At 41.3% G+C, this 20,324-nt stretch carries 17 protein-coding genes; 5 read left to right on the forward strand and 12 right to left on the reverse strand.

From position 1 onward, the window contains the following. Nucleotides 1-51 precede the first annotated feature (51 nt). Nucleotides 52-1,494 carry a sulfatase gene (locus ACKWB9_RS11510; protein ID WP_414003164.1) on the forward strand — a complete coding sequence of 481 codons (1,443 nt, stop codon included), beginning with the start codon at nt 52-54 and terminating at the stop codon, nt 1,492-1,494. Nucleotides 1,495-1,500: 6 nt separating this feature from the next. Here ACKWB9_RS11510 and purL read toward each other — a convergent pair whose 3' ends face one another. The 3 genes from purL to ACKWB9_RS11525 all read right to left on the reverse strand — a co-directional run bounded on the left by purL (nt 1,501) and on the right by ACKWB9_RS11525 (nt 7,954). Then, nucleotides 1,501-5,190, reverse strand: coding sequence for a phosphoribosylformylglycinamidine synthase (purL, locus tag ACKWB9_RS11515; protein WP_414003165.1), 3,690 nt, complete (start codon nt 5,188-5,190; stop codon nt 1,501-1,503). A 186-nt stretch (nt 5,191-5,376) separates the two neighbouring features. Continuing rightward, nucleotides 5,377-6,501 carry an inorganic phosphate transporter gene (locus ACKWB9_RS11520; RefSeq protein ID WP_414003166.1) on the reverse strand — a complete coding sequence of 375 codons (1,125 nt, stop codon included), beginning with the start codon at nt 6,499-6,501 and terminating at the stop codon, nt 5,377-5,379. A 241-nt stretch (nt 6,502-6,742) separates the two neighbouring features. Continuing rightward, nucleotides 6,743-7,954 (reverse strand): RsmB/NOP family class I SAM-dependent RNA methyltransferase, encoded by a 1,212-nt coding sequence (locus tag ACKWB9_RS11525; RefSeq protein WP_414003167.1) that lies wholly within the window; start codon nt 7,952-7,954, stop codon nt 6,743-6,745. 157 nt (nt 7,955-8,111) lie between these two features. On the opposite strand from ACKWB9_RS11525, the gene ACKWB9_RS11530 reads away from it, so the two are divergent. Then, complete coding sequence (locus ACKWB9_RS11530; RefSeq protein ID WP_414003168.1) at nt 8,112-9,140, forward strand: WD40/YVTN/BNR-like repeat-containing protein; 1,029 nt, start codon at nt 8,112-8,114, stop codon at nt 9,138-9,140. Nucleotides 9,141-9,213: 73 nt separating this feature from the next. On the opposite strand, the gene ACKWB9_RS11535 is transcribed toward ACKWB9_RS11530, so the two are convergent. From ACKWB9_RS11535 to ACKWB9_RS11570, 8 genes are all read right to left on the reverse strand, one after another. Then, nucleotides 9,214-9,564, reverse strand: coding sequence for a DUF6515 family protein (locus ACKWB9_RS11535; RefSeq protein ID WP_414003169.1), 351 nt, complete (start codon nt 9,562-9,564; stop codon nt 9,214-9,216). Between the two features lie 175 nt (nt 9,565-9,739). Beyond that, nucleotides 9,740-10,177, reverse strand: a complete 438-nt coding sequence (locus ACKWB9_RS11540; protein ID WP_414003170.1) for a hypothetical protein — start codon at nt 10,175-10,177, stop codon at nt 9,740-9,742. After that, nucleotides 10,170-10,682, reverse strand: coding sequence for a hypothetical protein (locus ACKWB9_RS11545; RefSeq protein ID WP_414003171.1), 513 nt, complete (start codon nt 10,680-10,682; stop codon nt 10,170-10,172). The genes ACKWB9_RS11540 and ACKWB9_RS11545 overlap by 8 nt, the downstream gene beginning before the upstream one ends. 33 nt (nt 10,683-10,715) lie before the next feature. Then, nucleotides 10,716-11,258 carry an RNA polymerase sigma factor gene (locus tag ACKWB9_RS11550; protein WP_414003172.1) on the reverse strand — a complete coding sequence of 181 codons (543 nt, stop codon included), beginning with the start codon at nt 11,256-11,258 and terminating at the stop codon, nt 10,716-10,718. A gap of 232 nt (nt 11,259-11,490) precedes the next feature. Beyond that, entirely contained in the window at nt 11,491-13,317 is a 1,827-nt protein-coding gene (locus tag ACKWB9_RS11555; protein ID WP_414003173.1) for an ABC transporter ATP-binding protein, read from the reverse strand. After that, nucleotides 13,317-15,026 (reverse strand): phospho-sugar mutase, encoded by a 1,710-nt coding sequence (locus tag ACKWB9_RS11560; RefSeq protein WP_414003174.1) that lies wholly within the window; start codon nt 15,024-15,026, stop codon nt 13,317-13,319. The genes ACKWB9_RS11555 and ACKWB9_RS11560 overlap by 1 nt, the downstream gene beginning before the upstream one ends. Nucleotides 15,027-15,054: 28 nt before the next feature. Continuing rightward, nucleotides 15,055-16,029: a glycosyltransferase family 2 protein gene (locus tag ACKWB9_RS11565; RefSeq protein ID WP_414003175.1), complete on the reverse strand. Its 975-nt coding sequence runs from the start codon at nt 16,027-16,029 to the stop codon at nt 15,055-15,057. Nucleotides 16,030-16,063: 34 nt separating this feature from the next. Then, nucleotides 16,064-16,588 (reverse strand): DUF4199 domain-containing protein, encoded by a 525-nt coding sequence (locus ACKWB9_RS11570; RefSeq protein ID WP_414003176.1) that lies wholly within the window; start codon nt 16,586-16,588, stop codon nt 16,064-16,066. A gap of 181 nt (nt 16,589-16,769) precedes the next feature. Here ACKWB9_RS11570 and ACKWB9_RS11575 point away from each other — a divergent pair, with 181 nt between their 5' ends. The 3 genes from ACKWB9_RS11575 (at nt 16,770) to mtaB (ending at nt 19,933) form a co-directional block, all read left to right on the forward strand. Beyond that, entirely contained in the window at nt 16,770-17,045 is a 276-nt protein-coding gene (locus ACKWB9_RS11575; protein ID WP_414003177.1) for a type B 50S ribosomal protein L31, read from the forward strand. Between the two features lie 141 nt (nt 17,046-17,186). Beyond that, the gene (locus tag ACKWB9_RS11580) at nt 17,187-18,362 is read left to right on the forward strand and encodes a GlmU family protein (RefSeq protein WP_414003178.1); all 1,176 of its coding nucleotides are present in this window, start codon (nt 17,187-17,189) and stop codon (nt 18,360-18,362) included. Between the two features lie 200 nt (nt 18,363-18,562). Then, complete coding sequence (mtaB, locus tag ACKWB9_RS11585) at nt 18,563-19,933, forward strand: tRNA (N(6)-L-threonylcarbamoyladenosine(37)-C(2))-methylthiotransferase MtaB (RefSeq protein WP_414003179.1); 1,371 nt, start codon at nt 18,563-18,565, stop codon at nt 19,931-19,933. A 33-nt stretch (nt 19,934-19,966) separates the two neighbouring features. On the opposite strand, the gene ACKWB9_RS11590 is transcribed toward mtaB, so the two are convergent. Continuing rightward, nucleotides 19,967-20,260 (reverse strand): GNAT family N-acetyltransferase, encoded by a 294-nt coding sequence (locus ACKWB9_RS11590; protein ID WP_414003180.1) that lies wholly within the window; start codon nt 20,258-20,260, stop codon nt 19,967-19,969. Nucleotides 20,261-20,324 lie beyond the last annotated feature (64 nt).

A 20,324-nucleotide genomic window follows, 5' to 3' on the forward strand; every position in this document is an offset into this window, starting at 1 on the left:
TATTTGACAGTGATTTTATAAAAAGATAATCACTAATTTCAATATGGTCTTATGAAAAATATTTTGGTAACATTGCTTGTTCTTGCATTTTTATGCTCATGTAAAAATGAAGGTCCCGTAAAAAAAACGAATGGGCATACGGCCCCAAAAAACAAGAACGTAGTATTTATTTTGGTAGATGATCTGGGTTGGAAAGATTTGGGCTGTTATGGCAGTTCTTTTTATGAGACCCCGAACATAGACCGATTGGCGGAGCATAGTAAGGTGTTTACAAATGCCTATACCCCAAATCCGGTATGTTCACCGACAAGGGCGGCAATATTAACGGGACGTTATCCATCCCGCATAGGTATCACGGATTGGATTCCGGGGGATGACCCCAAAAATAGAAGTTTGCTGGGTCCAGAAGATTTACATCAGCTACCGTTGGAAGAGACGACCATTGCGGAATCCTTGAAACCTTATGGTTATAAGACTTTTTTTGCCGGAAAATGGCATTTGGGCAATGCGGGTTATTTTCCGGAAAATCAAGGTTTTGACAATAATAAAGGAGGACACCATATGGGACAGCCACCGGGAGGTTACTATTCACCTTATAAAAATCCAAAACTTTCCGATGGCCCGGAAGGGGAGTACCTTACGGATAGGTTAACGGACGAATCCATAACCTTTCTAAGGGAAAATAAGGAATCCCCTTTTTTATTGTATTTGGCTTATTATACCGTACATACACCGATCCAAGCCAGCAAACGACACTTACGCAAGTTTCAGGATAAACAAAAGAAAATAGGAGATAGTTTGGCATTGACACATAGGGAAGGAAAAGCCTTTACGGTCCAAAATCAATATAACGCCGAATATGCTTCTATGGTTTACGCTTTGGATGAAAATGTTGGCAGACTGTTCCGGGAACTGGAACGGTTAAAGCTTACAGATGAAACGTTGATTATCTTTACTTCGGACAATGGCGGGTTATCCACTATTACAGGAGAATGGAAAGCCCCTACCAGTGTTAAACCGCTCCGGGCAGGAAAAGGATGGGCCTATGAAGGTGGCGTTCGGGTACCATTGATCATAAAGCCACCTGGTGAAACCAAAGCTGCCAAAATCACCGCTCCGGTCATAAGTATGGATCTTTTCCCTACCATTTTGGATGAAATGGACCTGCCGTTACAACCCCGGTTGCATAAAGACGGATCAAGCCTTAAACCGATAATGGATGGCGAGGTCCGTACGGTCCATGAAGCCTTGTTTTGGGATTATTCCCATTATCACACCAGTGGTTGGACACCCGGGCAAGCCGTCCGAAAAGGAAACTGGAAACTCATACACTTTCTGGAGGACGATACTTTTGAATTGTACAACCTCAAAAATGATATTTCCGAACAATATGATCTGGCCACTGAAAACATTGAAAAACTTCAGGATCTTAAAAAGGAATTGGAACAATTTAACCGTCGTTTAAAAACGGCCAGACCTAAAATCAATCATTGATGCTTCTTAAACCGATTGGAAATTGTCGATCCATTCCCTTGCGTTGATGAAAGCCTGCAACCAAGGGGAAACGGTATCTTTTTTGTCTTTTGGGTAATATGCCCAGTTCCAGGGGAAGATAGAACGCTCAATATGGGGCATGGTTACCAAATGACGGCCCGTTGCATCACAAAGCATGGCGGTATTGAAATCACTGCCGTTGGGATTGGCAGGGTAGCTTTCATATCCGTATTTGGCGACTATATCATAGTTTTCCTCGGAAAGGGGCAAGCTAAATTTACCTTCACCATGCGAGATCCAAACACCCAAAGCGGTACCTTCCATATTGGAAAGCATCACGGAATTGTTCTTCTGGATTTTCACGGAGGTAAAATTGCTCTCGTGTTTAGCGGAATCGTTGTACGTCATTTTTCCATGTGATCCATGTTCGGGATTGATCAGGTCCAACTCCATGAATAACTGGCAGCCATTACAGATACCTATGGACAAGGTATCAGGTCTTGCAAAGAAATCTTTAAGCGCTTTATTGGCCTTTTCATTGTATTTGAAGGCACCGGCCCAACCTTTGGCACTTCCCAGGACATCGGAGTTGGAGAACCCACCTACAGCTCCGATAAATTGGATGTCTTCCAAAGTTTCCCGACCGGAAATCAAATCGGTCATATGAACATCCTTTACATCAAACCCTGCCAGGTACATGGCGTTGGCCATTTCACGTTCGGAATTACTGCCTTTCTCACGTAGAATTGCGGCCTTGGGCCTTTCTTCTCCATTTGGTCCGGCGATTAAGCCCGTAAAATTTTCGGGGAAATTATAATGTAAGGGCTGCTTTTTATACTGTTCATACCGAACTTTGGCCAAACCGTTCGAGGTTTGCTTATCATCCAATAAATAGGATGTTCTATACCAGGTATCACGAAGTGATGTTACATTTAAACCAATGTCGATTCCGTGGTTTTTAATATTGAGTTCCCCCTTGGAGGATACTTTTCCAATAGCATGGATGTGGATTCCTTCGTTTTTTAGTGTTGTGGCAACGGTGTCATCCTTTGCCTGTATGACCACACCGATATTTTCCGAAAATAATAATTTAATGGTATCCGCTTCTCCCAAAGAGGTCAGATCCAATTCCGCACCCAAATCATTATCGGCAAAACACATTTCCAATAAAGTGGTCAGTAATCCTCCCGAACCAATATCGTGCCCCGCTAAAATAAGACCTTTGGAAATTAACCTTTGAATGGCATTAAAGCTGTTTTTGAAATACGAAGCGTCCAAAACATTAGGGGCTTCATTACCAATGGCATTAACCACCTGGGCAAAAGAGGAACCGCCCAATTTAAAGTTGTCCTGAGAGAGATCGATGTAATAAATAGTACCACCTTCTTTTTGTAGGACGGGCTCTACCACCTTGGTGATATCATTACAATTTCCGGCCGCGGAAATAACTACGGTCCCGGGAGCGATGACTTCCTCGTCCTTATATTTCTGTTTCATGGAAAGGGAGTCTTTTCCTGTTGGTACGTTTATACCCAGATCAATGGAAAACTCGGAAACCGCTTTTACCGCTTCATATAAACGGGCATCCTCGCCTTTGTTCTTACAGGGCCACATCCAGTTGGCGGAGAGGGAAACCGATCGCAACCCATCTTTTAAGGGTGCCCAAACAATATTGGTCAAGGCTTCCGCAATACTGTTACGGCTTCCCGCTTCCGGATCTATGAGTCCGGAAATGGGGGAGTGGCCAATACTTGTGGCTATACCTTCCCGGCCCTTAAAATCCAAGGCCATTACCCCGCAATTGTTCAATGGTAATTGTAAGGGACCCGCACATTGTTGTTTGGCTACATGGCCACCAACACAGCGATCCACCTTGTTGGTCAACCAATCCTTACAGGCCACGGCTTCCAACTGCAATACCTGTTCCAGATAGTCATGAAAAAATTCCAGCGAATATTCGGGGTTTTTATACTGGATTTCAACTTTTGAGTCTTCCATAATGGTCTTGGGCGAACTTCCGAACATATCGGAAAGTTCCAAATCCATAGGCTTGTCCCCTTTGGTGCCGGATTCAAACGTAAAACGGTGTTTTCCCGTAACATCGCCCACGTCATACATGGGCGAACGTTCACGATCGGCAATTCTTTTTAATAGACTTTTTCCTTCCTCATCAATAACAAGGCCCATACGTTCCTGGCTCTCGTTACCGATTATTTCTTTGGCCGATAGGGTAGGGTCGCCCACGGGGAGTTTATCCAAATTAATATGTCCGCCCGTTTCTTCTACCAATTCGGAAAGGCAGTTTAAATGTCCGCCCGCACCATGATCATGAATGGAAACAATAGGGTTTTTCTTGCTTTCTACCAATCCACGGATGGCATTGGCAGCACGTTTTTGCATTTCCGGGTTGGAGCGTTGTACGGCATTCAATTCTATGGCCGATTCAAATTCGCCCGTATCCGCACTGGAAACGGCAGCTCCACCCATACCGATCCTATAGTTGTCCCCTCCCAGGATAATTATCTTATCGCCTTTTCGCGGTATATCCTTTAAGGCTTGGTCCAGTTTGCCATAACCGATACCCCCTGCCTGCATGATGACCTTGTCATAACCCAATTTTCTTGTTTCCGTTCCGTTGGACGATTCGGTTTCATTATACTCAAAAGTCAGTACGGAACCTGCGATCAAGGGCTGGCCAAATTTATTCCCAAAATCCGATGCCCCGTTAGAGGCTTTTATTAATATATCCATTGGGGTTTGGTACAGCCACTCACGTTCGGGCATCCCTTTTTCCCATTCCCTATTTTCCTCCAATCGGGAATATGCCGTCATGTATACGGCAGTTCCTGCCAAGGGCAAGGAACCTTTCCCCCCTGCAAGACGATCGCGGATTTCTCCCCCGGAACCTGTTGCGGCTCCGTTAAAGGGTTCTACGGTCGTGGGAAAATTGTGTGTTTCCGCTTTTAGGGACAAGACCGATTCAAATTCCTGTTCTTCATAAAAATCGGGTTTATCGGCACTTTTGGGTGCAAATTGTACCGCTTTGGGACCTTTTATAAAGGCCACATTATCCTTATAGGCCGAAACAATAGTATTAGGGTGGGTTTCCGATGTCTTTTTTATAAGCTTAAATAGCGATGCCGGCTTTTCTTCCCCATCAATAATAAAGGTGCCGTTAAATATTTTGTGGCGACAGTGTTCTGAATTTACCTGACTGAAACCAAACACTTCAGAGTCCGTAAGTTTGCGGTCCAGTTTTTTAGAAAGGGCATTTAGGTAGTCCACTTCATCTTGGCTTAACGCTAAACCTTCCTGCTGGTTATAAGCGGCAATATCCTCAATCTCTATAATGGATTCGGGAACAATGTCCACCGTATATATTTCTTGATCCAGTACGGTATATTTTTGCGATAGCATGGGGTCATAATCCGAGAAATCCGCTGTTACCGATCGGAATTCCTCGATACGGATAATCCCGTTAATCCCCATGTTTTGTGTAATTTCCGTGGCATTGGTACTCCATGGGGTAACCATGGCGGCACGTGGACCGACAAAAAAGGCGTCAAGAGACGCCATGTTGAGTTTGGGGCGGTTGCCGAACAACCATGTTAATTTTTTTTCGTCTGTTGTGGTAATTTCTTGAGCGGTCTGGACGGCAAAAACCTTGCTGTTGGCGTCCCCAAAGAAATGAATCATATTGGCGTTGTTCTTTTGCAAAATAGAAAATGCAAATTTACCATTTTATATGTCATTATTTGCGGTTATTCAAAACAGTTTTGAACCATGGATGTTGATTACCCTAACTACACGTAACGCAACTTTTATTAACGTTGGCTTCAATTATCAATATAAAATACCTAAAGCATTGAATAAACCGTTTTATTATTTTAGATAAAGGAACACCCCATAAATAGAGGCACTGCAAATGGCCGCAATCGGTAAGGTCAAGACCCAGGATAATAATATGTTCCGTATCACTTTTAAATCCGCTTTTTTCGTTACGGTGCCTATGCCAAAAATTGACCCTACGGATACGTGTGTTGTTGAAACCGGTAATCCGTGTACACTGGCCGTAGTAACCAATAATCCGGTCACCAGATTTGCGGTAAACCCTTGTCCATTATTCATAGGGGTAATCTTTTTGCTCATTAGTTCCCCTACTTTTTTTGCGTTTAATAACCCTCCTATAGCCATTGCGATCGCAACGGAAATCATCCCCCATTTAATGTTCAGCGCATTAATTACTATCAGAAGGCCGACAATTTTCGGGGTATCATTCAACCCTCTTGCAAAACTCACGATTCCTGCACTTAAATAATGGGCAAAATCCAGCATTTTTTGTGCATTGATACCGATGAAATTTCCTTTGTACTTTTCGATGCATTCCTTTTCATCCATAAGATTAACAATCCTTGGGGATTCGGTCTCCAAGGTTAGAAACTCATTTGTATTCCCTGTTTTTATCACAGGAATTTTTTCAGCCCCCACACAGATACAGGTTTCTTTGTTGACACCCACGACGACCCGTAATTTTCGAAAAAGAAGGTAAGCCAATAAACTAACGATTGCTGCCATAAGTGGGCTGACGATTAAGGGCATTAAAAAAGTATTGCCCAGTTTTGTAAAATTAAATGCCGTACCAACGGCGACAACACCACTCCCGAACAAAGCCCCCACCAAACTATGTGTTGTGGATATGGGCATTCCAATTTTTGTGGCAATAAAAACTGTCAATGCCGCACCTAAGGCTATGGAAATGGCAAACTCGGGGGATTGGATCAAAGTATCGGGGACAAGACCTTTTCCTGAAAAATTCTTGACCAGGGTGCCTGCTAAGAAAATAGCGGCAATAGAACCTGCGAAAGTAGTGGTCGTGGCCCAAACTATGGCTTTTTTATAGTTAGTGGTTCCGCTACCGAATAAAGTTGCCACTCCTTTAAAATTGTCATTGGCCCCGTTGCTATACGCCAAAAAACAAGCGGCGATAAAAAGAATAATCAAGATCATTGTTTAGTTAGGTTTTGAGTGAAAGTTCGATTTTGATATAGATTTATAAATAGTCGAATGAGGGTAACTTTAATTACTGATTAATTTTTGGGAAGGACGATATTTATCGGAGGTAATAGTTTTATTAAACGTATCTCGTCGAATTTAAGATATTGGGAATGAAGATATGGTATCCGGTATTTAGTAGTCGGTATTTGGTAGTTAGTATGAAGTAGTATTCGGTATGTATAATTGAAGAAGGTTATTTCTTGATCAATAAGGCCATATAAAACCCGTCAAAACCACTTTTTGAAGCATAGATTTTCTTTTCTTTCTCCAGGGTAAAATCCTTACCTTCTTCAGAAGCTAAAAAAGAGGTTATTTGATCGTGATTTTCCTGTGGTAGTATAGAACAGGTAGCATATACCATTTTTCCGCCCGGTTTTACAATTTTACTATAGGAACGAAGAATGTCATGTTGCACTTTAGTGATTTTTTCCAAGAATTCCGGTTGCATTTTCCATTTGGTATCCGGATTTCTGCGGATAACACCAAGACCCGTACATGGAGCATCGATCAGTACACGATCTGCACTGCCATATAGTTTTTTTATGATTTTGGTGGAATCTATGACCCGTGGTTCAATATTATGTACCCCATTCCTTCGGGCCCTGCGTTTGAGTTCTTTCAGTTTACTTTCGTAAATGTCCATTGCGATCAATTGCCCCTTATTTTCCATAAGTCCTGCCAAATGGAGGGATTTGCCACCGGCTCCGGCACAGGTATCTACCACACGTTGCCCCGGTTGAACATCCAACAGTTCGGCGACCAATTGGGAGGAGGCGTCCTGTACCTCAAAGAGGCCATTTTTAAAGGCTTGGGTTACGAATACATTGGCACGTTCGGGTAGGCGTAAGGCTAGGGGATACCCTTTTATAGGCTCCGCTACGATACCTTCATCCAATAGGGTTTTTCGTAATTTTTCCTTGGTCGTCTTTAAGGTGTTGGTACGCAAGATAACTTCGGCAGGTTCGTTAAGTTTGGCAATTTCGGCCGTCCAGAGTTTTTCCCCCAAGCTTTTCACGCAAAGTTCATCTATCCAATCCGGTACCGCTTCCCGGTACTTTCGTATTTTGGTAAGTTCATCGAACTTTCCTTTTATGCGTCGCTCCGGTGTGGGTTCTATTTGTTTCCAATCAGGTAACCGTATTCCCTTTAAAACGGCCCAAACGGCCCACATACGGAACAGGTTTGATCGGCTAAAAGGAGCTTTTACATCGGCAATTTCAGTATACAACCTTTTGTACCGTACCATTTCATAGGTAGTCTCGGCAATAAAGCCTCGATCACGTGCTCCCCAACGTTTGTCAAACTTCAATACCTTTTGTACCACCTTGTCCGCATATTCCCCTTCGTTAAAAATAAGGTTCAAGGCATCTATAACGGCAAACACTAAGTTTCTATGTAGTTTCATTCTGGTATGGTTATGGGGTTATTAGCTCGCATATTGTTAAATCCGATTTCCAAGAATTTATACGCCCACATTATTTAATTGCTTATGGCCTTTAAAAAGGGTAGCAAAGGTATTGTTTTAGAAGTGATTTCGTTTATTTTTGAGGAACTTTGTAGCTATGCGATCATTCGTTCTTTTCTTGATGGCCTGCAGTTTGTTTTCCTGTACGGATAAACCTGTACGGAAGCCTTTTACCGCTGTTGAAATCGAGACCATTTATTCAGATTCCGTAAGCATCCGGGCCATTGAATTTTTGGATGGAAATACCCTAGCCTTTGCCGGAAACAAGGGAATCTATGGTACTATTGACCTACCTTCGGGTAAAGTGCGTACCAATACCATGAAATACCATACGGTTATCCCTGAATTCAGGGCCGTGACCCATACGCCGACCGATTTTTTTATGTTATCGGTAGCTAATCCGGCCCTATTGTACAAAACTGGTGACAGGGGTAGAATGGATTTGGTATATATGGAAGAGGACGAGGCCGTTTTTTATGATGCGATGCGTTTTTGGAACGATACGGAAGGTATTGCGATAGGTGATAATGTAAAAGGTTGCCTGAGCATACTAATAACCCGTGATGGTGGAAACACATGGAATAAATCACTGTGTTCCGATATTCCTGAATTTATTGAGGGCGAAGGTGCTTTTGCCGCCAGTAATACCAATATAGAGGTCTATGGTGACCATACATGGATCGCTACCACCAAGAGAATCTTATACTCATCGGATAAAGGCAAGACATGGGAAAGCTTTACAACGCCCGTTAAAACCGAAGAAGCTACCGAAGGTATATATTCCATCGATTTTTATGATACGGATTTGGGCGTAGCCATTGGTGGGGATTATACAAGACCTGATGGCAATGAAGCGAACAAGGCCATTACAAAGGATGGCGGGAAGACCTGGCAATTATTGGCGAATGGTATGGGCCCCGGTTACAAGAGTTGTGTTCAGTTTGTGCCCAATTCCAATGGTACGGGAATCGTAGCCACTGGTTTTACCGGAATTTCCTATTCCCAGGATATGGGCCGGACCTGGAACCAATTGTCCGATGAAGGTTTTTACACGCTTCTGTTTTTGAACGGGAACATTGCTTATGCCGCTGGGAAGAACCGTATTTCAAGGCTTGTTTTTAAGTAATATGTATTTTATGATACATTGAGTGGAATAGGGGTGTTTTTAATACCCTTATTCCACTAAGATGAGTTCTTGGTCAAACGTTGACCACAATATAACCCCGTCCTTTTTTCTTGTACCAAATACCTTTGTATTTGTATAATTTTCTGCCATTGATCACAACAACTTTATTGCCTCTGGGCAATTTTCGTATTTGGATGCCAATGGGTGCGGCACAAACTACATACTTTTTTCCCTTGGGTCTGTACCATATACCATTCGCATAATAATAGTTGTTATTTTTATATACGACTATTTTGGGTTTATGCACGGTAGTTACCAGCGTTCCATGTTTAGGGTATGTCTTTACTACCTTTCGTTGCGCATTGCCTGAAAATAAGGCACCCATTAATACCAGTACGGCCAAAACAATTTTTAAATCTCTCATAGTTTTACAATTTTTTTCCTGAAATTAATTCAGGATATGTTATACTACTTTGACTGGTATGAACGGACAAGGTTTAATGAAAAAAGGAACCTATTGGCTTCTTTTGTATGTAGTACATCGAATATTTTAATCGAAAGCATTTCTCTGGGGTAATCAGCTTTAAGAAATGTTCTATTTATCGAGGGACTCGCCGATTGTTTCTGTATTGTTTAATGAGGCGCCGTTTAAAATCATCTTCGGCTTTCATTAAAAGAATCGTTTTTTTAGAAGAAATGATTTTTTTTATTTCGGCAATAAAAGATTCCAGTTCTTTTTGTTTTTCTTTCTCTAGGGCAATGAACCTGTCCACCAAATCATCCGCCTGTTTATCGCTTAAGGTGGTTATGTTTCTCAAAGGTTCCCTTATCTCCTGTCGTTCCCGCCTAAAGGTTTCCATTTGCTCTTCATGGACATTATAAACGGGCCAGAAGATTTGGGCTTCTTTACTTGTAAGACCAAGTCGCTCCGTAATAAAGGCTACCTTAAGGGATTTTATCTTTTCCCTATAGGGTCTTTCCTGGGCAAAGCTTGCCATGGTAAAAGAAAATAGTATGTAAAATAATATTTTATTCATCTTCTTTAGTATTTAATTCTTCCAAATGGTCAATGGTTTCGTTCAGATATTCAAGTATGTTTTCTTCTTTGATTTGACTTTCCATAATATCCGTTATTTCCATTTCATCCATAGGAAGTACTTCGGCAATTTCGTAGGAAGACAGCCCCAAATCGTTATTTTCAAAGTAGGCTTCTAAATCCGCATTGGCCAAATCTTTAAACCGTATTTCCTTTTCCGTATTCCATGTAGCTACACCAAAAATAACTAAAACCACGGCCGCAATGGCAGCTGCTACCCTATAATGGTTGTGATACGGATTTAACCGAACGACCTTGGGCCTTTCTTGAAGCTTTTTATCGAGTTTACCTTCCAGTGTGTCAAAATAACCTTCCGGAAGTTTAAAACCATCACTTTTAGGAATAACCGGACTTTCTTGGGAAATCCGTTCCTTTAAAGTATCCTCAAAACCATCAAAATAGCCTTCTGGCACTTTAAACGGTTTTTTCTTAGGGTCTGTTTTCATGTTTCAATTTTGATTTTTGATTAGGAATTTGGGTTATGATTCCTTCAAAAGGCTTTCCACCTTTTTTACGGCAAGGTGATAGGATGCTTTTAACCCACCTACCGAAGTTTCCAATATTTCTGAAATTTCTTCATATTTCATCCCATCAAAATATTTCATAGTAAAGACCAACTTTTGTTTTTCCGGAAGCATGGCTATGGCCTTTTGCAATTTCATCTGAATTTCGTCTCCCTCAAAATAGACATCTGCTTCTAAATTAGCTAGCATTCTATCCTGATACTCCCCATCCGAAAGGCCTAATTTTTTTGACCTTTGGCTTAAATAGCTCAAAGCTTCGTTGGTGCCTATACGGTACATCCAGGAATACAGTTTGCTATCGCCCTTAAAACTTTCTATATTCCTGTATACTTTTATAAAGGTATTCTGCAATACATCATCGGCATCGTCATGGTTTAAAACGATCCGACGAATATGCCAATACAAACGTTCCTTATGGGTGCTTACCAACACCTCAAAGGCACGTGATTGCGTATCCTTGGACTTTAATTTCCGAACCAGGGTCTCCTCTGTTAGCAATCCGAATTGAATTTGGTTTACCTTTTGACCATAAAGTTAGAAAAAGGTTTAATTGCCTAAGACGGATTTATAAATTTTAATAGGATTTACACCATCTCTTTACCAGCGGGAAGTATGCGATATTCTCCTGTACCATAAGTTAAGATAGGAGATAATCTCCCATTTTATTTTGCTCAAGTTTATAGGGAAAGGACTTGGACTCTTTTAAGTAATCGATTTTAGATCTTATTTTTTACCCTAAGGACTGCATCGCAACCAATTTTTTGTAGGTGCCTTTCTTGGCCATAAGCTCGGTATGGGAACCTTGCTCAACGATTTCACCTTTTTGCAATACGATAATGTTATCCGCTTTTTGAATGGTTGAAAGACGGTGAGCAATAACAATTGAAGTTCTGTTTTGCATCATTTTCTCAAGAGCATCTTGTACCAAACGTTCACTTTCGGTATCCAAAGCTGATGTAGCCTCGTCCAAAATCATAATAGGAGGGTTTTTAAGTACGGCCCGTGCTATGGAAAGGCGTTGTTTTTGCCCTCCACTGAGCTTGTTTCCACCATCACCGATATTGGTGTCATATCCTTCCGGGAGCTCCATAATAAAATCGTGGGCGTTGGCAATTTTGGCGGCTTCTATGATTTCTTCCTGCGTGGCGTCTTTCTTGCCAAGACCAATATTGTTTTTGACCGTATCATTAAAAAGAATGGAATCTTGTGTAACCAGGCCCATAAGCCCGCGAAGCGATTCTTTTTTAAGGTCTTTGATGTTGGTGCCATCGATTTTAATCTCTCCTTCATTTACATCGTAAAACCGGGTGATCAGGTTGGCAATGGTGCTTTTTCCGCTTCCCGATTGCCCCACCAAGGCTATGGTGTTACCCTTGGGAACCGTTAAATCAAAGTTTTTGAGTACGTATTCGTCCTCATATTTAAAAGAAATGTTTTCTAGGGAAACATGATCTTCAAAAGTATCCTTTTCAACGGGGTCCGCAATTTCCGCAATCGGGTTTTCGGTCTCCAATATTTCCAGAACACGCTCTGCGGCCGCATTTCCCTTTTTAACACCATAGGAAGCCTTGCTTATGGCTTTTGCCGGGGTTAAAATTTGATAAGCCAGCCCCATATAGGTAATAAAGAGTTCCGGTTTCAGTGTTTTTTCTACCAGGACCATTTGACCACCATACCATAAAATGACACCTATAGCAGCTATTCCAAAGAATTCACTCGTGGGAGAAGCTAAATTTTGTCTATTGAGCAAGCTGTTGGAAAAATTATAGAATCGCCTTGTAGATTTTTTAAAAGTATCGTAAAACCGAGATTCGGCATTAAATGCCTTAATAACCCGCAACCCCCCTAAGGTCTCTTCTAAGATGGACAGAAAATATCCCTGTTCTTTTTGGACCTTATCGGATTTTCGTTTTAACGATTTACCGATTAGGGAAATTAAAAACCCTGAAACGGGAAGAAATAAAAAAACGAACAGGGTTAATTTAGGGCTGATGGACAGCATTGCTATAATCGTAAAAAGAATGGTCAAGGGTTCCCTGACCACAAGTTCTAGAATTGACAAAAAGGAATGTTGAATCTCCAGCACATCCGATGTAATACGGGCAATGGTATCTCCTTTTCTTTTTTCTGAATAGAAGGAAATGGGAAGAGTTATGGTCTTATGGTATAATTCATTTCTTAAATCCTTTAAAACACCATTTCGTAAAAACGTAATGAAATACATGGCTAAATAGCCAAATAGGTTTTTTAAAAAGAACATAGAGATTACGATTCCTACCATAAAAAGTAACGTATCCCCCGAACTGCCGGCCTCGCTTTTTTGCGTAACAAAATAGTTTAGGTATTCCATAATATATTCCTTTCCCTGTGCTAAACCTTGCCAAATGGGTTTTTGACAAACCGGTTTGGTCTGCTTAAAAAGGACCGCCAACATTGGAAATAAAGAAATCATAGCCAAAGTGGCAAAAAGGGCGTAGAAAATATTGGATACAATATTAAGAAAAGCATAAACCTTATAAGGCCTTGCAAAGCGAAGGATTTTTTTAAAATATTCCATTACCCTAAATTAAGCTCGCTAACAATGTTCCGTATTTTGGCATTCAGCTGTTCGGTTACCTTTTTATAGTTGTTGGCCGAATCCAAAGAAGTATTGGTGCTGATGTAAAATTTCACCTTTGGTTCCGTACCACTGGGCCTGGCGGCTATTCTGGTGCCATCTTCGGTCTCATAGATCAATACATTGGCTTTTGGAAGATCAATGGCTTTTTCTTCTCCCGTTAATACATTTTTGGCCATGGAGGTGTTGTAATCTTCTATCCATTTTATCTGGGAGCCGGCCACGGACGACACAGGATTTTCCTTAAAATCCTTCAGCATCTGTTTGATTTCCTCGGCTCCACTGATTCCCTTCTTGGTCAGGGAAATCAAATGTTCCTTGTAAAAACCATAATGTACATAACAATCGATCAGATCCTCATAAAAAGAACTGCCATTGGCTTTGGCCTGTGCCGCAATTTCGCATGCCAATAGGGTTGCTGTAACGGCATCTTTATCCCGTACAAAATCACCTACCATATATCCAAAACTTTCTTCACCACCACCAATGAATCGGGACTGGGGAAAATCCTTGATCATTTTTCCGATCCATTTAAAACCGGTCAACGCCGTTTTGAACTCAACACCATAAGCCTCTGCCATGACTTCCATCATGGGCGTGGATACTATGGTTGTGGCAATGAACTCATTTCCCTTAAAACCTTTTTCTTTTTGTTTTTCTAAAAGGAACCGTGTCATAAGGACCATGGCCTGATTTCCGTTTACGATTTCCATTTGCCCGTCCAGATTCCGTACGGCTATACCTAAACGATCGCTATCGGGATCCGTGCCCACCACCATATCGGCATCCAGTTCCTCCGCTTTTTTGATTGCCATGGACAAGGCTTCGGGCTCTTCCGGATTAGGGGATTTTACGGTAGGGAAATTACCGTCCGGTTCTGCCTGTTCGGCTATGACCGTCACATTTTTATAGCCTGCCCGCTTCAATACTTCGGGTATGACCGTAATGGAAGTACCGTGCAGGGATGTAAAAACAATTTTGAAATTGTCCTTCCCGGAGGCATTGAAATTGCCATTTTTCACGGATTCGTTAATAAATGCCTCGTCAACTGCGGAATCTATTAGTTCAATAAGACCGTCATTGACATTGAATTTGATATCCTCAAAGGACAGTGCATCGATTTCTGATATGATTTCCCCATCTTGGGGCGGCACTATTTGGCCACCATCCGTCCAATATACTTTATAACCGTTATATTCCGGTGGGTTATGGGATGCCGTCAACACAATGCCGGCATGACAATTTAGGTGCCTGACGGAAAATGAAAGTTGGGGGGTAGTCCGTAAACTGGAATATAGGTATACTTTTATGTTATTGGCAGATAAAACTTCCGCTACCGTTTTGGCCAACGTATCACTGTTATGCCTACAATCATAGGCGATCACTACTTTAATTTCTTCCCCGGAATAGGTCTTGTTCAGGTAATTGCTCAAGCCCTGGGTGCTTTTTCCCAAGGTATATTTGTTTATTCTATTGGTGCCAACTCCCATAATACCACGCATTCCCCCGGTACCGAACTCCATATTTTTATAGAATCGGTCTTTAAGTTCTTCGGTGTCATTATCGATTAAGGATTGTACTTCTTTTTTTACCTCGGGATCAAAAAAATCGGTTAGCCAGCTTTTAGCACTGTCAAGGACGTTATCCATTCTAAGTTGGTTTTTAGTATAAATTGGTTTATGAAGAATGTAGTTCTTCTTTTTTTTGGTTATTTGTTTGTTCAGAAACTATGTAACGGTTTTCTTCCCTTTTGGAACGGATCAATATTTCGCCCAGGAACCCCGCCAGAAAAAGTTGTGTTCCAATGACCATGGAGATCAAGGCAATATAAAATTGTGGCCTGTCCGTTATTAACCTTCCAAAAGGATGGATAAATAGCTTGTCTACGCCTAAATATAGGGCAAACCCAAAACCTATGATAAACATTAGTACCCCCAAGGCACCGAATAAATGCATGGGCCTTTTGCCGAATTTGGAGACGAACCAAATAGTGATCAAATCTAAAAACCCATTTATAAATCGTTCCATCCCAAATTTTGTTTTACCGTATTTACGTGACTGGTGCTGCACTACTTTTTCCCCAATTTTAGAAAACCCCGCATTTTTTGCCAATACCGGAATGTAACGGTGCATTTCACCGGAGACCTCGATCGTTTTTATTACGACACGGTCATACGCCTTGAGTCCACAATTAAAGTCGTGCAATTTAACACCCGATGTCCTTCTGGCCGCCCAGTTGAATAATTTGGAAGGGAGGTTTTTAAAGATTATGGAATCGTATCTTTTTTTCTTCCATCCGGAGACGAGTTGGTAATTTTCTTGGGCAATCATCTGGTACATCTCGGGGATTTCCTCCGGATTGTCCTGCAAATCGGCATCCATGGTGATGACCACGTTTCCCTTGGCCTTTTTAAAACCTGCATGCAGGGCCTGGGATTTTCCGAAATTCTGGAGAAACCGGATACCGCTAACATTTGGGCTGTTTTGTGAAAGTCTGGAAACAACATCCCAGGAATTGTCCGTGCTGCCATCGTCCACGAACAAGATTTCGTATAAAAAATGATGGGATCGCATTACGGATACGATCCAATCATGAAGCTCCTGTAACGATTCTTCTTCATTAAGTAAGGGAATTACAATGGATAGCTGCATATGTTGCTTCTGGAATTCCCGTCAAAAGTACAAATTAGTTCAGATTTTCTTGCCTTTTCAGGACCAATGCGGGAATTAAAGAAAAGATAAAACCAATGAACAGACTAAAAATGAGTCCAAAAAGAATTTGCATGGTAGGGGTGGAGAATTTTTTCCCCATTTCCAATTGTGCGTCGATTTGATCAGGCGTCAATGCCGTAGTCTGCATTAACTGGTCTTTTTGGTAGGCCAGGGCCTTTGCCATCATTTCCGGATCTATGACATTTGCCATTATCTGATTAAAGAAAATGCCTATGATGCCTCCGATCAAACACACACCAACACCTATTTTTAATCCTTCCGCAAAAGACATATAGCCATTATTGGCTTTTTTGAATTGGACCATAGCGATGATGATGGCCGCCAGGAACAGAATTAGACTTACGATCATTACCGGGATTCCTCTTTGATAGTGTATATCCATAGAAAATAACATGAGCGCAAAGATTACGCTTATCCCTCCTAGTATAAGACCATAGGTGAGTGCAAATTTTCCTGTTTTTGGTTGATTTTCTTCCATTTTCTATTGGTTTATAGGTTGATTCTTAATATGGGTATAAAAGAAGCGGTATTTGTTACATTAAATTTAAGATAAATTTACCATGTTTTTTTGAGTTGTAATTGTACATTCATGGAATTTGACTAAATTTGCAAACTTAAAATAAGTGCCTGTTGGAACGGGCATGTTAAATTTTACTAGAATGCAAAAAGGAATACACCCGGAAAATTATAGATTAGTAGCCTTTAAGGACATGTCCAACGAGGAAGTGTTTATTACAAAATCAACGGCGGATACCAAAGAAACATTAGAAGTGGATGGTGTTGAGTACCCATTGGTGAAGTTGGAGATTTCAAGAACCTCACATCCCTTTTATACAGGTAAGGCCAAATTTTTGGATACCGCTGGCCGTATCGATAAATTTAAGAACAAGTACAAGAAGTTTTCCAAGCCTGCCGCCAAGACGGAGGAGGAATAAGAAGATTTTGTTTTTTCAAATATATGCCCCCGATGTACATCGGGGGCTTTTTTTTTGAGTACACCCAATATTTTTGGGGATTATCTATTTATTGGTTTTAAGAACATATGGTTTATTTAATTTAGTATAAATTGTACACCTATGAACTATATACTTTTTGATGGTCCTGTACGGGATAATTTACTGCCCTTTACCTTTACACGGCCCGTTGCGGAGATACGGGTGGGGATTATGACCATTAAAGAAAAATGGGAAACTCATTTAAAAACGAAAATTTCATACCTCACGGAAGATTATTTGAGCCGAAAATTTCCTTTGGTGGAGGCTTCCAAAAATACCTTGATAAACGCTTCCGTTTTACCGGATGCCACATTGATTTCGGCCATTACCGCTTTGGAATCCAATCAAGTACTCATATCCCGGGACACCGTAATTGCATATCGATCTAATGAGGTCAAGAGAGCCCCTGATTGGGGGGGCTTCCAAAAAATCGATTATGACCAAAGTGTTTTTCAAATTGAGCATACCTGGGATATCTTTTCAAAAAACGCGGAAGCATTGCAAGCCGATTTTGATTTTTTGACAAAAGGCCGTAAAAGCCAACCGATTTCTGCCACCAACAATCTTGTTCATCCGGAACGTATATTTCTGGAGGAAGGTGCCAAAGTGGAGTACAGTATTTTAAACGCTACCGATGGCCCTATATATTTGGGAAAAAATGCCGAAATATGGGAAGGTAGCCTGGTGCGTGGTGGATTGGCCTTATGTGATCATGCCGTTGTGAAGATGGGCGGTAAACTCTATGGAGCCACGACCATTGGGCCACATAGCAAAGTTTGTGGAGAGGTGAGCAATGCCGTAATCTTCGGATATTCCAGTAAGGGGCACGAAGGTTATTTGGGAAATGCCGTTTTGGGGGAATGGTGCAATATTGGGGCGGATTCCAATAATTCCAACCTAAAAAATAATTATGCTAAAGTAAGGTTGTGGAACTACGCTACGGAGAAGTTTGAGCAGACCGGCCTACAGTTTTGCGGACTTATGATGGGGGACCATAGCAAAACGGCCATTAATACCATGTTCAATACGGGGACCGTAATCGGCGTGAATTCAAATATTTATGTACCGGGATTTCCCCGGAATTTTATTCCTAGCTTTAGTTGGGGAGGGGCTTCGGGCTTTTCCGCGTATATGCCAAAAAAAGCATTTGAAGCGGCCAGGGTAATGATGGCACGGAGAGGCGTGGAATTTAATGAGACAGAAGCGGATATTTTGAATCATGTGTTTGAATTGACTAAAAAGTGGAGGAATTATTAGTTTCAGTAAACAGTTAGCAGTGAACAATTAGCAGTGGGCAATGAACAGTTTTGTGAAAATTAATGTGCTGTTCGCTTATCCTATTTTTCCTGATAGATTTCTTTTTCCTCTATAAAATATTGTGTAACACCATATATGAATCGCCCCATGGCTTTTGTATATCTTTGTAGCCTCAATTTCGGAAATCAGAATCAGTTGTAATGCAAATTACTGAATTAAATAAAGGCCAAAACAAGCCCGGCACAAGGAAGAAAGTCGCTTTTTATACCTTGGGTTGCAAACTTAATTTTTCAGAAACTTCTACCATAGCCCGTGGCTTTATAAAAGAAGGCTTCGATCGGGTTGATTTTTCCGAAAAAGCCGATATGTATGTTATCAATACCTGTTCCGTAACCGAGAATGCGGACAAGAAATTCAAGACTATTGTAAAACAGGCCCAAAAATCCAATCCAGGGGCTTTTGTGGCCGCCGTAGGGTGTTATGCCCAATTAAAACCAGAGGAACTAGCCGCCGTTGACGGTGTAGATTTGGTATTGGGGGCGACGGAGAAGTTCAAGATTACGGATTATGTTGATGACCTTACTAAAAACGATTATGGGGAAGTGCATTCCTGCGAGATAGAAGAAGCGGATTTTTATGTGGGAAGTTATGCTGTTGGAGACCGAACAAGGGCTTTTTTAAAGGTTCAGGACGGCTGTGACTATAAATGCACCTATTGCACCATCCCCTTGGCCAGAGGGATTTCAAGAAGTGATACCCTTTCCAATGTGCTTAAAAATGCCGAGGAGATTTCTGCACAGGGCATTAAGGAAATTGTGCTTACCGGAGTAAATATCGGGGATTATGGTAAGGGGGAATTTGGAAATAAAAAGCACCAACATACATTTTTGGATCTGGTCAGGGCCCTGGATGAAGTAAAAGGGATTCACCGTCTGCGTATTTCGTCCATAGAGCCCAATCTTTTAAAGAATGAAACCATAGATTTTGTGGCCCAAAGTAAAACCTTTGTTCCGCATTTTCACATTCCATTGCAAAGTGGAAGTGATGATTTATTGAAATTAATGAAGCGTAGGTATCTCACGGATTTATACCGGGAGCGTGTCCGGAAAATCAAGCAAGTAATCCCGCACTGTTGTATAGGAGTGGACGTTATCGTAGGGTTCCCCGGGGAGACCGATGAACATTTTTTAGAAACCTATCATTTTTTGAATGAATTGGATATTTCGTACCTGCATGTTTTCACCTATTCCGAAAGGGATAATACCGAAGCTGCCGTTATGAAAGCCGTTGTTCCTAAGGAAATAAGGAACAAACGTAGTAGGATGCTACGGGGATTGTCCGTAAAAAAAAGGAGGGCCTTTTATGAGGGGCAGTTAGGAGCGGAGCGGAACATTCTTTTGGAAGGAGAGAATAAAGAGGGCTATATCCATGGATTTACCGAAAATTACATTAAGGTAAAGACACCCTGGAACCCGAAATTGGTGAATACGCTCCATAAGGCAAAACTCAAAGAGATTGCCGAAGACGGATCGGTCCGGTTTGATTTTGTAAAAACAGAAATTGAAATATGAAAAAACCTCTCGAGTGGAGAGGTTTTTCGAAATCTAGATTCTAATGCCTACGGGCAACATTTCTTTGTATTGTCTGTTTTTCCTTAGGAATCCTGCAATTTGAGGGCTTGTAGGAACAACACGTTGGTTTTGCTCTTGAATATGGTGAAGAACGGATTTGATAAAACCTTCCTTAAAACCTTCTTTGGTAATTTCTTCGGGAACCACGAGTTTGGTCAAGAAGACTTTCCTTTCTTGGGAAGAGTATTCGATTTTAGCCAAATGACCGTCTACTCTTGTTTCAAATTGACGCAAGAAAGCGTTGTCCTTGATAATTACATCGTTCATATAGTTGATTTTAGTGTTGATTTAAGACAAAAAAATTACGATGTTCTCAAATCGTAATTTCACA

The sequence above is a fragment of the Maribacter spongiae genome, from assembly GCF_047345125.1.
Classification (GTDB): Bacteria; Bacteroidota; Bacteroidia; order Flavobacteriales; family Flavobacteriaceae; genus Maribacter.

Coding starts and splice junctions, on each gene's coding strand:
- ACKWB9_RS11510 (WP_414003164.1), top strand. CDS start 52: ATGAAAAATATTTTGGTAACATTGCTTGTTCTTGCATTTTTATGCTCA.
- purL (WP_414003165.1), bottom strand. CDS start 5,190: ATGATTCATTTCTTTGGGGACGCCAACAGCAAGGTTTTTGCCGTCCAG.
- ACKWB9_RS11520 (WP_414003166.1), bottom strand. CDS start 6,501: ATGATCTTGATTATTCTTTTTATCGCCGCTTGTTTTTTGGCGTATAGC.
- ACKWB9_RS11525 (WP_414003167.1), bottom strand. CDS start 7,954: ATGAAACTACATAGAAACTTAGTGTTTGCCGTTATAGATGCCTTGAAC.
- ACKWB9_RS11530 (WP_414003168.1), top strand. CDS start 8,112: ATGCGATCATTCGTTCTTTTCTTGATGGCCTGCAGTTTGTTTTCCTGT.
- ACKWB9_RS11535 (WP_414003169.1), bottom strand. CDS start 9,564: ATGAGAGATTTAAAAATTGTTTTGGCCGTACTGGTATTAATGGGTGCC.
- ACKWB9_RS11540 (WP_414003170.1), bottom strand. CDS start 10,177: ATGAATAAAATATTATTTTACATACTATTTTCTTTTACCATGGCAAGC.
- ACKWB9_RS11545 (WP_414003171.1), bottom strand. CDS start 10,682: ATGAAAACAGACCCTAAGAAAAAACCGTTTAAAGTGCCAGAAGGCTAT.
- ACKWB9_RS11555 (WP_414003173.1), bottom strand. CDS start 13,317: ATGGAATATTTTAAAAAAATCCTTCGCTTTGCAAGGCCTTATAAGGTT.
- ACKWB9_RS11560 (WP_414003174.1), bottom strand. CDS start 15,026: ATGGATAACGTCCTTGACAGTGCTAAAAGCTGGCTAACCGATTTTTTT.
- ACKWB9_RS11565 (WP_414003175.1), bottom strand. CDS start 16,029: ATGCAGCTATCCATTGTAATTCCCTTACTTAATGAAGAAGAATCGTTA.
- ACKWB9_RS11570 (WP_414003176.1), bottom strand. CDS start 16,588: ATGGAAGAAAATCAACCAAAAACAGGAAAATTTGCACTCACCTATGGT.
- ACKWB9_RS11575 (WP_414003177.1), top strand. CDS start 16,770: ATGCAAAAAGGAATACACCCGGAAAATTATAGATTAGTAGCCTTTAAG.
- ACKWB9_RS11580 (WP_414003178.1), top strand. CDS start 17,187: ATGAACTATATACTTTTTGATGGTCCTGTACGGGATAATTTACTGCCC.
- mtaB (WP_414003179.1), top strand. CDS start 18,563: ATGCAAATTACTGAATTAAATAAAGGCCAAAACAAGCCCGGCACAAGG.
- ACKWB9_RS11590 (WP_414003180.1), bottom strand. CDS start 20,260: ATGAACGATGTAATTATCAAGGACAACGCTTTCTTGCGTCAATTTGAA.